The following is a 14,418-nucleotide window of genomic DNA, read 5'->3' on the forward strand; positions in this document are numbered from 1 at the left end:
AGATCCTTACCCGCCTGTAATCCCCGTGCACTGGAAGACCTCTTGGCCGATATCGTCAGCCTGCTATTGCCGTTCTTCGGCCTGATCCTGATCGGTTACATCGCCGCCAAGGCGACCAAGCAGCCGGCCGAAGCGCTCGGGTGGCTCAACACCTTCATCATCTACGCCGCTCTGCCCGCCTTGTTCTTCAAGCTCGTCTCGCGCACGCCGATCGAAGAGTTGACGCGCGTCGATTTCATCGTCACCGATATCGCGGCGACCTATGCGGTCTTCATCCTGCTGTTTGCTATCGGCCGCATCCTGCGGGGCAATTCACTCGCCGATTGCACCATCCAGTCCTTTGCCGGCGCTTACGGCAATATCGGCTATATGGGACCGGGTCTGGCGCTGTTGGCGCTTGGCGAAAGGGCTGCCGTGCCGGTGGCGCTGATCATCTGCTTCGAGAACGCGCTGCATTTCATCGTGGCGCCGGCGCTGATGGCAGCGGCCGGTGACGACAAGCGGTCAGCCGGCCGGCTTGCCGCCGACATCGTGCGCAAGGTCACGCTGCATCCCTTCATCCTGTCGACGGCGCTGGGCTTTGCCGTGGCCGCCTTGCACATCGACCAACCGCCGGCGTTTCAGCGCCTCGTCGACTACCTCGCCCAAGCGGCCGCTCCCTGCGCGCTCTTTGCCATGGGCGTGACGCTGGCACTCCGGCCGCTGAAGCGGGTCCCGATTGAGATCTCATATATCGTGCCGGCGAAGCTGATCCTGCATCCGATCCTGGTCTTCATAGCGTTGACTGGTGTCGGCGGTTTCGAGCCGGTGTGGATCCATGCCGCAGTGCTGCTCGCCTGCTTGCCGACGGCAACAAACGTCTTCGTCATCGGCCAGCAATACGGCGTCTGGCAGGAGCGCGCCTCTGCGACGATCCTGATCACGACGGTGCTTTCGGTGATGAGCGTTTCGCTCTGGCTGATCGTGATCCGCTCAGGCTTTCTTCCGCTTCAGCTTTTCCCGTAGGGCAGCCGGAATATCGCGCAAGCCCCGGCCCGGCTCGATGCCCTCACGCATGACGATGCCCCGCAGCGGCGGTATGGCCGAGAGGATATGCAGGCCGGCGGCGCGCAGCATCTGCACGGGCAGGAAATCCGAGAGCAGCGAGCGATTGAGAAGGTCGACACTTGCCGTGCGCGTCATGATGTCGGCGCGGCGTCTGCGGTCGAAGCTGTCGCCGGCATCGGCCGGCACCGGCAGTTCCGCCCTGTCGCAGAGGATTTCGGCCAGCGCCATGACATCACGCAGGCTGAGGTTCAGGCCCTGCGCGCCGATCGGCGGGAAGATGTGGGCGGCCTCACCGATCAACGCGATCCGCCCCTTGCCGAAGCGATGCGCCATCATGCCGGAGAGCGGCCAGACCTGGACGCCCTCTTCGACGCTCACCTTGCCTAGCATGGACTGCATGCGCGCCTCGACGAGCGCACCGAGTTCAGCAAGCGGCAATTCGATGCGGGAAGTCGCCTCAGTGGGGTCCTGCACCCAGACCAGGCTGGAGCGATTTCCGGGCAGCGGCACCTGCGTGAAGGGGCCGTGTTTCGTGTGGAATTCCGTCGAAATGTTCTGATGCGGCAGCGAATGGGCGAAATTCAGCACCATGGCCGATTGCGGGTAGGACCAGTTGCGAACGCCGATGCCGGATGTTTCGCGCAGCTTCGAGCCGCGGCCATCGGCGCCGACGGCAAAATCGGCCGAAAGCGTCTCGCCGTTGGCAAGCGTAATCGAGACGGCCTCGCTTGATATTTCGATCGATTCGGCCATTTCGGGGAAGCGGGTGATATTGCCCTCGCCGGCTGCCGCCTCTTCGAGGATATCGATCAACACCTTGTTGGGAAAATTATAGCCGAAGGCATTAAGGCCGACCTCGGCCGCGCGGAAGGTGGTGGTCGGTGCGCGCAGCAGCCTGTCGGTGCCGTCGACGATGCGCATGCTGGTCAGAGGAGCGGTCGCGGGGCGGAGCTTTTCCCAGAGCGCCAGCCGGTCAAGGAGGCGGATCGACTGGTCCATCAGCGCCGTTGTACGCTGATCCTCCTTTGGAGCGACCGGGGCCACCAGCGCCACATCGCGGCCGCCGCGGGCAAGCGCGATTGCGGCGATCATGCCGGCGAGACCGCCACCGATCACCGCCACTTCGAATGTCTTCATGCTACTGTTCCGCCATCGTAAAAGGGCGGACCGGCCGCTTTATGCGGCCGGCTTCGCCTGACGGCGCCAACTATAGCCCTTGCCGGCTTCGGCGTCACGCACCGCCGGCTGATAATGATGGGGAATCGCGGGAAGACGGTTTTCGGCAAGCCGCTTCAGCGCCGTGGCGTTGGTGACGGCAAAGCTGTCGATGCCGACGCGCAGCATCAGCGGAACCTGATCGATCAGCACGTCGCCGACAGCGCGCAGCTCGTTGGTGTAGCCCAAGCGCTGGCGCAGCAGCGAGGCATGGCTGAAAGCGCGGCCATCGTTGAACGCCGGAAAGGCGACGGCGACGATCTCAAGGCGATAGAGATAGGGCTCCAGCTTACGCACATCGTCGGCCGGCTTGATCAGCACGCCGAGGCCGACATCGTTGCTTTCATCCGCCTTGGCGATCAGTTCGTCGAGACTGAGCAGCGGCTTCTGCTCCTCGGTCGCCTTCACCTCGTCGGTTTCGATCACCCAGGGATCGTTTTCGACAAAACCGGTTTCTCTCCAGATCTTCGTCATCATCCCCTCCTTATGCCGCTTCTGCGGCCGAGCCGTAGAGCGCGGTCTTGAAAGGCTGCGGTCCGACGCGGCGATAGGCGGCGAGGAAGGTTTCGGAATGATCCAGGCGCAGGCCGAGATAGGTGTCGACGATCGTCTCGATCGCGTCCGTCACCCGGTCCGGCTCGAAGCCGCGGCCGATGATTTCGCCAATCGAGGTATGTTCGTCGCCGGAGCCGCCGAGCGTGATCTGGTAGAGTTCGGCGCCCTTCTTCTCCACACCGAGCAGGCCGATATGGCCGACATGGTGATGGCCGCAGGCATTGATGCAGCCGGAGATCTTGATCTTCAGCTCACCGATTTCGGCCTGGCGATCGGCATTGCCGAAGCGGCGGGAGATTTCCTGTGCCAGCGGAATGGAGCGCGCATTGGCGAGCGCGCAGTAGTCCAGCCCAGGACAGGCAATGATATCGGTGATGAGACCGGCATTGGCTTCGGCCAGATTGATAGCGACGAGGCCGCGATAGACGGCTTCGAGATCGGCAAGCGCCACATGCGGCAAGATCAGGTTCTGCTCATGGCTGACGCGGATTTCGTCGAAAGCGTATTCCTCAGCGAGATCGGCGATCGCATCCATCTGCGAGTCGGAGGCATCACCCGGAATGCCGCCGATCGGCTTCAGCGAGATCGTCACCATGCCGTAATCCGGGTTCTTGTGCGGCTGCACGTTCTGCTGAACCCAGCGGGCGAACTCGGGATCGGCTTTCTTCCAGCGGGCGAGGTTTTCCCAGCCTTCGGCGCGCTCCGGCAGAGCCGGCGGTGCAAAATAGGCAGCGATCGTCTCGACATCCTTTTCCGGCAGCTTGAGTTCCGTATCCTTCAGCGCGGCGAATTCGACTTCCACTTGGCGCGCCAGTTCCTCAGCACCCGTTTCGTGTACGAGGATCTTGATGCGAGCCTTGTACTTGTTGTCGCGGCGGCCGTGCAGATTGTACACGCGCATGACCGCTGTCGTGTAGGAGAGCAGGTCTTCCTCGGGCAGGAAATCGCGGATCAGCTTGGCGATCATCGGCGTACGGCCCTGGCCGCCGCCGACATAGACGGCAAAACCGATCTCGCCCTTGTCGTTCTTCTTCAGGTGCAGGCCGATATCGTGGACCTGGATCGCGGCGCGGTCGCGCTCGGCGCCGGTGACCGCGATCTTGAACTTGCGCGGCAGGAAGGAGAATTCCGGATGGACCGACGACCACTGACGCAGAATTTCGGCATAGGGACGCGGATCGGCAATCTCGTCGGCGGCAGCGCCGGCGAAGTGATCGGCCGTGACGTTTCTGATGCAGTTGCCCGACGTCTGCAGCGCATGCATCTCGACGCTCGCAAGGTCGGCGAGCGCATCGGGAATGTCCGACAGTTTCGGCCAGTTGAACTGCAGGTTCTGGCGCGTGGTAAAATGGCCATAACCGCGGTCGTAGGTGCGGGCGATATGGGCGAGCATGCGCAGCTGGCGTGAGCTCAGCGTGCCATAGGGAATGGCGATGCGCAGCATATAGGCGTGGAGCTGCAGGTAGACGCCGTTCATCAGGCGCAGCGGCTTGAACGCGTCCTCGGCGAGCTCGCCGGAAAGGCGGCGCTGCACCTGATCGCGAAACTGCTCGACGCGCTCGCTGACAAAGGCATGGTCAAATTCGTCGTAACGGTACATCGTCTTCCTCAGACTGCAATAAATTCGGGATCGGCGGGAGCGTAGCCCGGGGCGTATTCCATGGTCGGACCTTGTGCGCGGATGCGCTCGCGAAGGCGAAACGGCCAGAGAATACCGTTGGTTTCCTGGACTTCGACGACGGCCACGTCAACGACCTCGTTGTCGGCATAGGATTTCTTGCCGATAGCTTCCAGCGCCGCAACGGCTTCATTGTGGCGGGCAACGAGCGCCTCCTGCAGCGAGGTGGACCACTTCCCGTTCGCATCCAGCCATACGGCAATGCCGTCTGTCAGCCGGTTGGCGGTCAGAACCTTGTCTACCATATTCAGCTCCTTGCAAGTTCCTCGAGCCGGGCGTTCGCGCGCACCAGCGGCTCGGACAGTTCGAAATTGGCACCGGCGACCGCATCGCCGATAATGACCATGACAGGTCCCGTCAACTCGTCGCGGTGCTGCAGATCAGGCAGATCGGCGAGCGTGCCATGCAGCAAGCGGCGCTCAGCGCGGCTGGCATTTTCGATGACGGCGACGGTGGTCTCGGAAGGAATGCCCGCCTGCATCAGACGCTCGGCAACGGAGGCGGCAACCGTGCGGCCCATATAGACGGCAATCGTTGCGCCAGACACGGCAAGGCTTGCCCAATCGGGCAGCACGTCGCCTGTGAGATCATGGCCGGTCGTGAAGACCAGCGAGGAGGCAACGCCGCGCAGCGTCAGCGGCAGCTCGAAATCGGCAGCGGCGGCGAAAGCCGAGGTGATGCCCGGCACGACCTCATAGGTGATGCCGGCAGCGCGCAGCGCCGCCATCTCTTCCCCTGCCCGGCCATAGACCAAGGGATCGCCCGATTTCAGACGAACGACGCGTTTACCCTGGCGGCCGAGATCGACCAGCAGGTCGTTGATCTCTTCCTGAGACTTCGAATGGCAGCCCTTGCGCTTGCCGACCGAAAGCCGCTCGACATCCCGGCGGCCCATATCGACGATCGCCTGCGGCACGAGGGCGTCATAGACGATGACGTCGGCTTCCATCATCACGCGCTGGGCCCGCAGTGTCAGCAGGTCCTCAGCACCCGGACCGGCGCCGACCAGCCAGACGTGACCGGCGACCCTGTCCATCGCCCGCAACAGCCCATCGGCGGCATGGCGAGCCTGCGGCAGGTTGCCGTTGGCGACCGCATCGGCAACAGGGCCGGAGAAGAACCGGCGCCAGAAGACGCGGCGGGAAACGCCTCGCGGCACGAGCTGTTCGACGGCTTTACGATAGCTCGTTGCAAGCCCGGCGAGCCGGCCGAGCGAGGGCGAAAGAAGCTGGTCGATCTGCGCACGGATCATCTGCGCCAGAACCGGCCCAGCCCCTTCGGTGCCGATCGCGACGGCGACGGGCGCACGGTTGACCAGCGCCGGCGTGAAGAAATCGCAGTAATCGGGCTGATCGACGGCATTGGCCGGAATTCTCGCGGCACGGGCGGCATCGACAATGCTGCGGTCGTCAGCTTCATTGCCGGTTGCTGCAAAGACCAGCGCAGATCCCTCGACTTGGTCGGCGGAAAAGGCAGAGCGCACGGTTTCAATGCGGTTGGCGATCAGGAAGGAATGATAATCGGCTTCCGGCCGATCGGCATAAGCGACGATCTGCGCCCGAGTGTTCAGCAACAGCCGCACCTTGGCAAAGGCTTCATCGCCATTGCCGAAGACAGCCGTCTTCTGGCCTTCCACGCGAAAGAAGGCGGGAAATACCGAGAGCTGTTCAGTCTTGGGAGGCATCATCAATCCACTTCGAAGTTGCCAGAATATGCCCGTGATCGACAAGGGATTGAAGGAACAGAAATTCGAAAGCCCGAGCAAGCGCGTATTCTTTTGCTCGTCCGATCAACGATTTGAGAAAAGTCAACCGTACTGACGGAAACCGTCCTACCCCACTCTTTTTGTTGCGGTGCAGTATAAAGCCTGTGACAAACGGCGTCCACCGGCGATTCGCGCATTTCACTCCCGCCATCCAGGCGATAGACTGGCGAAAACCGGAGAGTCTCATGCCCGACAAGACCATCGCCCCCCGCCTGCTTTCGGTCATCGAAGACGACATCCTGCCTTTGACGGAGCGTGGTGTTTCGCTTGGCAACAAGGTGTTCGGCGCGGCGATCCTGCGGAAATCCGATCTTTCGCTCGTCATTGCCGAGACCAACAACGAGCTGGAAAATCCGCTCTGGCATGGCGAGGTGCACACGCTCAAACGCTTCTACGAGCTCGGCGAGAAGCCGCCGACCAAGGATCTGATCTTCCTTTCGACGCACGAACCCTGCACCATGTGCATGTCGGCGATCACCTGGGCGGGCTTCGACAATTTCTACTATTTCTTCAGTCATGAGGATTCCCGGGATGCCTTCGCCATTCCGCACGATCTGAAGATCCTGAAGGAAGTCTTCGGGCTTGAACCCGGCGGCTACCGCAGGCAGAACGCCTTCTGGAACAGCTCTGCCATCGCCGACCTCGTCGAAACTGAAGAGGCTGCGCTGAAAACCACCCTCAAGGCACAAACCGCCCGCATCAAGGCGCGCTACGACGCGCTGTCCACCACCTACCAGTCGTCGAAGAGCGCCAACGACATTCCGCTCAACTGAGGCAACATGGAACCTTCCAAAAACATTTCGCGGCTGATCGAGATCATGGCAGCCCTTCGCCATCCCGAAACCGGTTGCCCCTGGGACATCGAGCAGAACTTCCAAACGATCAAGCCCTATACGATCGAGGAGGCCTATGAGGTATCCGACGCGATCGAACGCGGGGATATGGACGACCTCTGCGATGAGTTGGGCGACCTGCTGCTGCAGGTCGTCTTTCACGCGCGCATGGCCGAGGAAGCCGGCGAATTTTCCTTCGGCGACGTGGTGAACGCCATCACCACCAAGATGATCCGCCGCCACCCGCATGTCTTTGACCGTTCGGAGGCCGATACGCCTGACGCGGTGAAGAGGCAGTGGGACGAGATCAAGCAGGCGGAGAAACGCGAACGCGCCGAGCGGCGGTCAATGCGCGGCATCACCGAGGATTTCAAGAGCGGATTCCTCGGCTCCGTGCAGCGCAGCTTCCCGGCTTTGACGGAAGCGCTGAAGCTGCAGGAACGCGCCGCCAAGGTCGGCTTCGACTGGTCGGCACCGGAACCGATCCTCGACAAGATCGAGGAGGAGATCGGCGAATTGCGGGCAGCGCTAAAGGAAGGCGACCGGGCAAAGGTCAGCGACGAACTCGGCGACCTGATCTTCGCCGTCGTCAATATCGGGCGGCATGTGAAGGCCGATCCGGAGCAAGCACTACGTGGCACTAATACGAAATTCCGTCGTCGCTTCAGCCATATAGAGCATGTTCTTGAAGCGGAAGGCGAGACGCTGGAGAATGCAACGCTCGAGCGGATGGAGGAAATTTGGCAGGCGGCAAAAGCGATCGAGCGGGCTGTGACAGCTGGCTGAGTGAGCACAGCGTTGCCACATCTCCCTTCTCCCCGCGGGGAGAAGATGCCGGCAGGCAGATGAGGGGGTGAGCGGCAAAGCCGCGAATGCGCTGAGCGTAAGCGAAGGGCAACATGAAGGTTGCACCGTGCGGGCCCCTCATCCGACCCTTCCACCTTCTCCCCGCTGGGGAGAAGAGGGAGCAAGAAACCCCGCTTACCGTTCCCAATCTTCCTTTGAAGATTTCGGGCCATTGCCGATGCGGCGCTCGAGTTCGGTCGCTTCGGTTTCGGATAGGCGCAGATCGAGCGTAATCGAGCCGTCCTCATTATCCTCGCGGCCGTCGACGATGGCGTGGTCGTAAAGCCATGGCAGCAGCGCCAGCTTGTCGACAGGAAGGCGGATCGTCGTCTCGGTCATCACGCCTGACAGTCTGCGGCTGATCTCTTCCATAAGCGTATCGACGCCCTCGCCGCTGACGGCGGAAACCGCGACCACGTTCCCGGCACCGGCGGCTTTCTGCACCATGGCGTCGTGGACCTCCGGCTCCAGCCGGTCGATCTTGTTCCAGACCTCGATGAGCCGCTTGCCGGCTTCGGCCTCGTCGATGCCGAGATCGCCCAGGATCTGCATCACGTCGGAGCTCTGCGCCTGGTTGTCGGGGTCGGACATGTCGCGGACATGCAGGATGAGATCGGCTTCCAGCACCTCTTCCAGTGTCGCACGGAAGGCGGCGACGAGATGGGTCGGCAGGTCGGAGATGAAGCCGACGGTGTCGGACAGGATGACGGTGCGGCCGTGCGGCAGCTTCATGCGCCGAAGCGTCGGGTCGAGCGTCGCAAAGAGCATGTCTTCGGCCAGCACGCCGGCGCCAGTGATGCGGTTAAACAGCGTCGACTTACCGGCATTGGTATAACCGACCAGCGCCACGATCGGGTGCGGCACCTTCCGGCGCTTGGCGCGGTGGAGCTGGCGGGTTCGCACGACCTGCTCCAACTCGCGTTCGAGCTTGATGATGCGGTCCTGCAACAGCCGCCGGTCGGCTTCGATCTGGGTTTCGCCGGGGCCGCCCATGAAGCCACCACCGCCGCGCTGACGCTCAAGGTGGGTCCAGCTTCGGACCAGGCGGCCCTTTTGATAATTCAGGTGGGCGAGATCGACCTGTAGCGTGCCTTCCTTGGTGGAGGCGCGGCGGCCGAAGATTTCGAGGATGAGGCCCGTCCGGTCGATGACCTTGGCGTTCCATTCCTTTTCGAGATTGCGCTGCTGCACCGGCGTCAGCGGATGGTCGACAATGACGAGACCGGAGTCGCGCTCGTTCAGCAGCGCCTTGATCTCCTCGATCTTGCCGGTGCCGAGCAGCGTCGCCGGCCTTGGATCATTGACCGGTACGATCTGGCCGTTGACGACGTCGAGGTCGATTGCCTGGGCAAGGCCCGTCGCTTCTTCAAGCCGGCTTTCCGGGGTGCGGGTGGAGGCCGATTCGGTCTGGCCACCGCGACTGCGGGATTTCAGAACAGGCACGACGACGGTCGCGCGCATGTCATCCCTGTGCTTGGCGGCCTCAGGGATGATCGAATCGTTCTTGGTATTGCGTGTCGAAATGACGGCTGATCCTGTTAGGACGCGGCTTCTTCGCTCTCGAACATCTGCATGGGCTGGCCCGGCATGATCGTCGAGATCGCATGTTTATACACGAGCTGCGAATGGCCGTCACGGCGAAGAAGAACACAGAAATTGTCAAAAGACGTAACAACACCCGTGAGTTTCACGCCGTTGATCAGAAAGATTGTCAGGGAAATCTTTTGCTTGCGAACAGTATTGAGAAATAAGTCCTGCAGATTCTGAGAACGTTCCGCCATCGCGCCGCTTCTTTCTTTATTGCCGACCTGATCTGGCCGGTAGAATATCAATCAACCTCACCATGCAAGACCGGCGGCACCCTCATTCCACCCGTCCAGCAAATCTTGGTATCAAATCGCAATCTTTTCCGCAACGTCGAAAAAGGCTTCGCGGACTTTCTGCGAGACGCTGCCCGGATGACCGTTGGCGATAGGCTGGCCATCGACGGAAACGACCGGAAAACAAATGCTTGTTGCTGCAGTGAGGAAGACTTCGCGGGCCGCGAGCATCTCGGAAACGGAGAAGTTCCGCTCCGTGATCTTCAAGCCGAGCTTGGCGCCGACATCCATCAATGTGGTGCGGGTAATACCGCGCAGGATGCCGTGTTCGGCCGGGCGCGTCACCAGCGTTCCATCCGAATCTACCATCCAGACATTGGTCGCCGCCCCTTCCTTCACCATGCCGTCGCCATCGACATAGATCGCCTCCTGGGCGCCGGCTTCCTTGGCCTGCTGACGGGCCATGGCGTTCGGCAGCAGGCCGACGGATTTGATGTCGACACGGTCCCAGCGGTTGTCGGCGACGGTGATCGCCCTGATGCCGTTGGCATTCTTGGCCGCGATGATCTTCGGGTCGGTGCTCTTGGCTGTTATCACCAGGGAAGGCGACGTTCCCTCGGCCGGAAAAACATGATCGCGCCGGGCGACGCCGCGCGTCACCTGCATATAAAACAGCCCGTTGCGGACATGGTTGCGGCGCAGCGTCTCGCGAATGACCTGCGTCAGCGCCGCCCGGCCCATCGGCCAGGCGATGCGCAATTCGCTCAGCGAACGGTCGAGACGGTTCAGATGGCGCGTGAGGTCGACGATATAGCCGTGGCGCACCTCGCAGACCTCGTAGACGCCATCGGCAAATTGGTAGCCACGATCCTCGATATGCACGCTCGCATCGGAATGCTTGACGTAGCGGCCGTTCACATAGGCAATTCTCGGCATGGGTAACCTGGTTTTCCGGGAAGCAATAAGGGATGTGGCGCGGCTTCGGCCGCGCCTGGCATAATCAGACGCCGAGCGACTTCAGTTTGCGGTGCAACGCCGAACGCTCCATGCCGACGAATTCCGCGGTGCGCGAGATGTTGCCGCCGAAGCGGTTGATCTGGGCGATCAGATAGTCCTTCTCGAACATCTCGCGGGCTTCGCGCAATGGCAGCGTCATGATGTGATAGTCGTTCTTGGCGGAAACCTTCGGCAGCATGTCGCCGAGGTCGGTCGGCAGCATGTCGGCGGTGATCGGCGCATCCGGCCCATCGGTGCGGGCCAGGATCATCAGCCGCTCGATATTGTTGCGCAGCTGGCGGAGATTGCCCGGCCAATCATGCGCCTGCAGCACGGCCATGGCGTCGTCGCCGATGCGGCGCGGACGGATGCCGGCCTGCTCGGAGATCTGGCGCATCAACTGGTCGACCAGGAAGGGAATGTCCTCGCGCCGCTCGGCAAGTGCGGGCACACGCACCGGCACGACGGCGAGGCGATGATAGAGATCCTCGCGGAACCAGCCTTCGGCGATGCGGCTTTCGAGATTGTAGGCGGTCGACGAAATGATGCGGACATCGACCTTGACGCGCTTGGAGCCGCCGACGCGTTCGAACTGCTGATCGACGAGCACGCGCAGGATCTTGTTCTGCGTTTCGCGCGGCATCTCGCCAACCTCGTCGAGATAAAGAATACCACGATGGGCTTCCTCGAGCGCGCCGATCTTGCGTGCCTGGCCGGGCGTGCCCTCGGTTCCGAAAAGAGCCACTTCCATCCGGTCGGGCGTGATGTTGGCGGCGTTCAGCGCGACGAAGGGGCCGTTGGCGCGAGCCGATTTCTTGTGGATCATCCGCGCCACGAGTTCCTTGCCGGAGCCGGATGCGCCGAGGATCATGATGCGGCTGTTGGTCGGCGCTACCTTCTCGATCGTCTGCCGCAGCTGCGAAACGGCGACCGAGGTGCCGATCAGTTCCAAGGCGTCGCCGGTGCGCCGTTTCAGCTCGGACACCTCCCGCTTCAGCTTGGAATTCTCCAGTGCACGCTCGGCGATCAAGATCAGCCGGTCGGCCTTGAAGGGCTTCTCGATGAAATCGAAGGCGCCGCGCTTGATCGCCGAGACGGCGGTCTCGATGTTGCCATGGCCTGATATCATCACGACGGGCAAATCAGGATGGCGGGTCTTGATCTCGTCGAGCAGCGACAGACCGTCGAGCTTGCTGCCCTGCATCCAGATGTCGAGGAAGATCAGCCGCGGCACGCGGTCGGAAATCGCCGCCAGCGCACTGTCGCTGTCATGGGCCGTGCGCGTCTCATGGCCCTCGTCCGAGAGAATGCCGGAAACGATCTCGCGAATATCGTGCTCGTCATCGACGACGAGAATATCAGAGGCCATAAACGCTTTCCTTGTCATTGGCTGCGGGAGTGGCAGGCGTCGGATCCCGGCGTGGCAGATGCACGCGGATCATGGCCCCTCTTCCCCGGTCAAAATCGGCGGGCGCATCGTGCAGCTCGAGCTGCCCGCCATGTTCCTCGATGATCTTCTTGACGATGGCGAGGCCGAGGCCGGTGCCCTTCTCGCGCATCGTCATATAAGGTTCCAGGATGCTGTGACGGTTCTCCACCGGCAGGCCGCGGCCGTTGTCGATCACGTCAACGGTGAAGCGGTCGCGGCTGGTATCGAGTGCTGCGCGCACGAGAACCTTGCGCTCGTCCCGTTCATCGCTCGGAACAGCTTCCAGAGATTCCACGGCATTCTTGATGAGATTGCCGAAGGCCTGGCCGAGCATGCGGCTGTCGAACAGTCCATCCAACGGCTGGTCGCCGAAATCCTGCTCAAAGGTGACGTGATGGTTGCCCATCTCCCGCAGGAAGATCGCGTCGCGCAGGATGTCGCGCAGGTCGCTCGGCTCCTTGGTCGGCTTCGGCATGCGGGCGAAAGCGGAGAATTCGTCGACCATGCGGCCGATATCGCCGACCTGGCGGATGATGGTATCCGTGCACTGGTCGAAGACGGCCCGATCGCCCTGGTCGATCTGCTTGCCGTAGCGGCGCTGGATGCGCTCGGCGGAAAGCTGGATCGGCGTCAGCGGGTTCTTGATCTCATGGGCGATGCGCCTTGCCACATCGCCCCAGGCAGTCGAGCGCTGGGCAATGACGAGGTCGGTGATGTCGTCGAGCGTGATCACGTAGGATTCGCTCATATCCCGCACTTCCTCGCGGGTGACCTGCACGCTCAGCGTCCTGACCGTGCCGCCGCGCACGAGCGCGATCTGCTTGCGGAAATCGCCGCGATGGCGCTGCGCCGCTTCGGTCAGCACCTGATCGACCTCCGGCGCGATATCGGCCAGCTGCTTGCCGAGCATGTCGTCGGCCGACATCGTCATCAGCGTCTCGGCCGAACTGTTGACGATGGCAATGCGGCGGTCCTGCTCCACACCGATGACCGCGGCGGTGACGCCCGACAGCACCGCTTCGATGAAGCGGCGGCGGTCGTCGACTTCGTCCTTGGCTTCGAGGATCTCGTCGCGCTGGGTGCGGATTTCCGAGATCATCTTGTTGAAGGTGCGCGAGAGATTGGCAACGTCACCATCAACGGCATGCACCGGCACGACGATGTCCATATTGCCTGATGCAACGCTGTCGGCCGCCGTGATCAATAGGCGGATCGGCCGGACGATGCGGTCGGCGACCGCAATCGCCGTCCAGATTGCCGCCAGAAGCACGATTAGCGCGAAGCCGATGTAGAGCACGGCGAAGGCGATCTGCAGCGAGAAGCGGTTGGCCTCCATCGAACGGTATTCGGTGGCGTTCTCCTCCATCATGCGCATGGCGCCCATGACCTTGGGATCGACGGCGCGCACGGTATAGAGGAACGTCCCCTGGATAGCGTCGAGCTTGATGATGGCGCCGACGAGGTTGGTGACGCCGGGCGGAATGAGCGTCGGCTGGCCGGCGGCAGCCTTTTCCAGCGCATCCTGCGGAATGGCCGGCAACGGCTTTTCGGTGGAGATGTCGGCCTGAACGATCACCGATCCGTCGCGCTCGACGAGGAAGGCGCCGAGCAGGCCGCGTCCCCTCGCCTGACGCGTCATCAGTTCGGCGAAACCTGTTCTGTCGAGGCTGTAGAGGGCGCGGTTACGCTCCAGGTCGTTGGCCATGGAGACCGTCTGTCCCTGCAGGTAGCTGGCATTCTCCATCATATAGGCTTGGCCGATATTGCGCGACGAACTGACGATCGACTGGGTGCGCAAGGCAAACCAGCGGTCGAGGCCGGCATTCAGCGTGATACTGGCGAAGATGGCGACAAGGATCGCCGGCGTGATCGCGACGATCGAGAAGAGCACGACGATGCGGATATGCAGGCGTGCTGCCGCGCGGCCGCGGGTGCGCGCCTTGAGCAGCCTTGCGACCTCGCGGCCGATCAGGGCAATCAGCGTCAGGACGAAGAAGGAATTGACGATCACCGAAGTAATGACGACATGCGAGTTCGGCGCGATCGGCGTCAGGCCGAGCAGCACGAAAAGCGTGATCGTGGCACAGAGAAGCGCGCCGCCGGCGAGCACGAGGCCAGGCACGGCAAAAAGGGCACGACGGTCGGTCACCGTCGTCACCGCCTCGCCCGCCGTCGCCGGCGATACCCCATCCTGCGTCATTCGGCCTCTCTTCAGGCGGCACCTGCCGCCCTCG

The 14,418-nt window shown here is 62.3% G+C and carries 13 protein-coding genes; 3 read left to right on the top strand and 10 right to left on the bottom strand.

Annotated elements, in window-relative coordinates:
* Positions 1 to 42 precede the first annotated feature (42 nt).
* The gene (locus EFB14_RS05135; RefSeq protein ID WP_126823290.1) at positions 43 to 1,005 is read left to right on the top strand and encodes an AEC family transporter; all 963 of its coding nucleotides are present in this window, start codon (positions 43 to 45) and stop codon (positions 1,003 to 1,005) included.
* Here EFB14_RS05135 and EFB14_RS05140 read toward each other — a convergent pair.
* Genes EFB14_RS05140 through cysG form a run of 5 tightly spaced genes read right to left on the bottom strand, consistent with a single transcriptional unit; the run spans position 973 to position 6,179 of the window.
* A complete protein-coding gene (locus EFB14_RS05140) occupies positions 973 to 2,184 on the bottom strand; it encodes a UbiH/UbiF family hydroxylase (protein WP_126823292.1) in 1,212 nt (403 codons plus the stop codon). The two genes, EFB14_RS05135 and EFB14_RS05140, sit on opposite strands and share 33 nt — an antisense overlap.
* Positions 2,185 to 2,223: 39 nt before the next feature.
* Complete coding sequence (locus EFB14_RS05145; RefSeq protein WP_126823547.1) at positions 2,224 to 2,736, bottom strand: DUF934 domain-containing protein; 513 nt, start codon at positions 2,734 to 2,736, stop codon at positions 2,224 to 2,226.
* Between the two features lie 10 nt (positions 2,737 to 2,746).
* Positions 2,747 to 4,417 (bottom strand): nitrite/sulfite reductase, encoded by a 1,671-nt coding sequence (locus EFB14_RS05150; protein WP_126823294.1) that lies wholly within the window; start codon positions 4,415 to 4,417, stop codon positions 2,747 to 2,749.
* 8 nt (positions 4,418 to 4,425) lie between these two features.
* Complete coding sequence (locus EFB14_RS05155; protein WP_126823296.1) at positions 4,426 to 4,740, bottom strand: DUF2849 domain-containing protein; 315 nt, start codon at positions 4,738 to 4,740, stop codon at positions 4,426 to 4,428.
* Between the two features lie 2 nt (positions 4,741 to 4,742).
* Positions 4,743 to 6,179 carry a siroheme synthase CysG gene (cysG, locus tag EFB14_RS05160; protein WP_126823549.1) on the bottom strand — a complete coding sequence of 479 codons (1,437 nt, stop codon included), beginning with the start codon at positions 6,177 to 6,179 and terminating at the stop codon, positions 4,743 to 4,745.
* Positions 6,180 to 6,445: 266 nt separating this feature from the next.
* On the opposite strand from cysG, the gene EFB14_RS05165 reads away from it, so the two are divergent.
* Positions 6,446 to 7,033, top strand: a complete 588-nt coding sequence (locus EFB14_RS05165; RefSeq protein WP_126823298.1) for a deaminase — start codon at positions 6,446 to 6,448, stop codon at positions 7,031 to 7,033.
* A gap of 6 nt (positions 7,034 to 7,039) precedes the next feature.
* The gene (gene mazG, locus EFB14_RS05170) at positions 7,040 to 7,879 is read left to right on the top strand and encodes a nucleoside triphosphate pyrophosphohydrolase (RefSeq protein WP_126823300.1); all 840 of its coding nucleotides are present in this window, start codon (positions 7,040 to 7,042) and stop codon (positions 7,877 to 7,879) included.
* 195 nt (positions 7,880 to 8,074) lie between these two features.
* Here the strand turns inward: mazG and hflX are convergent, their stop codons facing one another.
* From hflX to EFB14_RS05195, 5 genes are all read right to left on the bottom strand, one after another.
* Positions 8,075 to 9,400, bottom strand: coding sequence for a GTPase HflX (hflX, locus tag EFB14_RS05175; RefSeq protein WP_126823302.1), 1,326 nt, complete (start codon positions 9,398 to 9,400; stop codon positions 8,075 to 8,077).
* A gap of 77 nt (positions 9,401 to 9,477) precedes the next feature.
* The gene (gene hfq / locus EFB14_RS05180) at positions 9,478 to 9,720 is read right to left on the bottom strand and encodes an RNA chaperone Hfq (protein ID WP_003539403.1); all 243 of its coding nucleotides are present in this window, start codon (positions 9,718 to 9,720) and stop codon (positions 9,478 to 9,480) included.
* A 111-nt stretch (positions 9,721 to 9,831) separates the two neighbouring features.
* Positions 9,832 to 10,695, bottom strand: a complete 864-nt coding sequence (locus EFB14_RS05185) for a D-amino-acid transaminase (RefSeq protein WP_126823304.1) — start codon at positions 10,693 to 10,695, stop codon at positions 9,832 to 9,834.
* 64 nt (positions 10,696 to 10,759) lie between these two features.
* Positions 10,760 to 12,124 (bottom strand): nitrogen assimilation response regulator NtrX, encoded by a 1,365-nt coding sequence (ntrX, locus tag EFB14_RS05190; RefSeq protein WP_125844744.1) that lies wholly within the window; start codon positions 12,122 to 12,124, stop codon positions 10,760 to 10,762.
* Positions 12,114 to 14,384, bottom strand: coding sequence for a sensor histidine kinase NtrY-like (locus EFB14_RS05195; RefSeq protein ID WP_126823306.1), 2,271 nt, complete (start codon positions 14,382 to 14,384; stop codon positions 12,114 to 12,116). The genes ntrX and EFB14_RS05195 overlap by 11 nt, the downstream gene beginning before the upstream one ends.
* Between the last annotated feature and the right edge of the window lie 34 nt (positions 14,385 to 14,418).

It is taken from the genome of Rhizobium fabae (genome assembly GCF_003985135.1).
Lineage (GTDB): Bacteria > Pseudomonadota > Alphaproteobacteria > Rhizobiales > Rhizobiaceae > Rhizobium > Rhizobium pisi.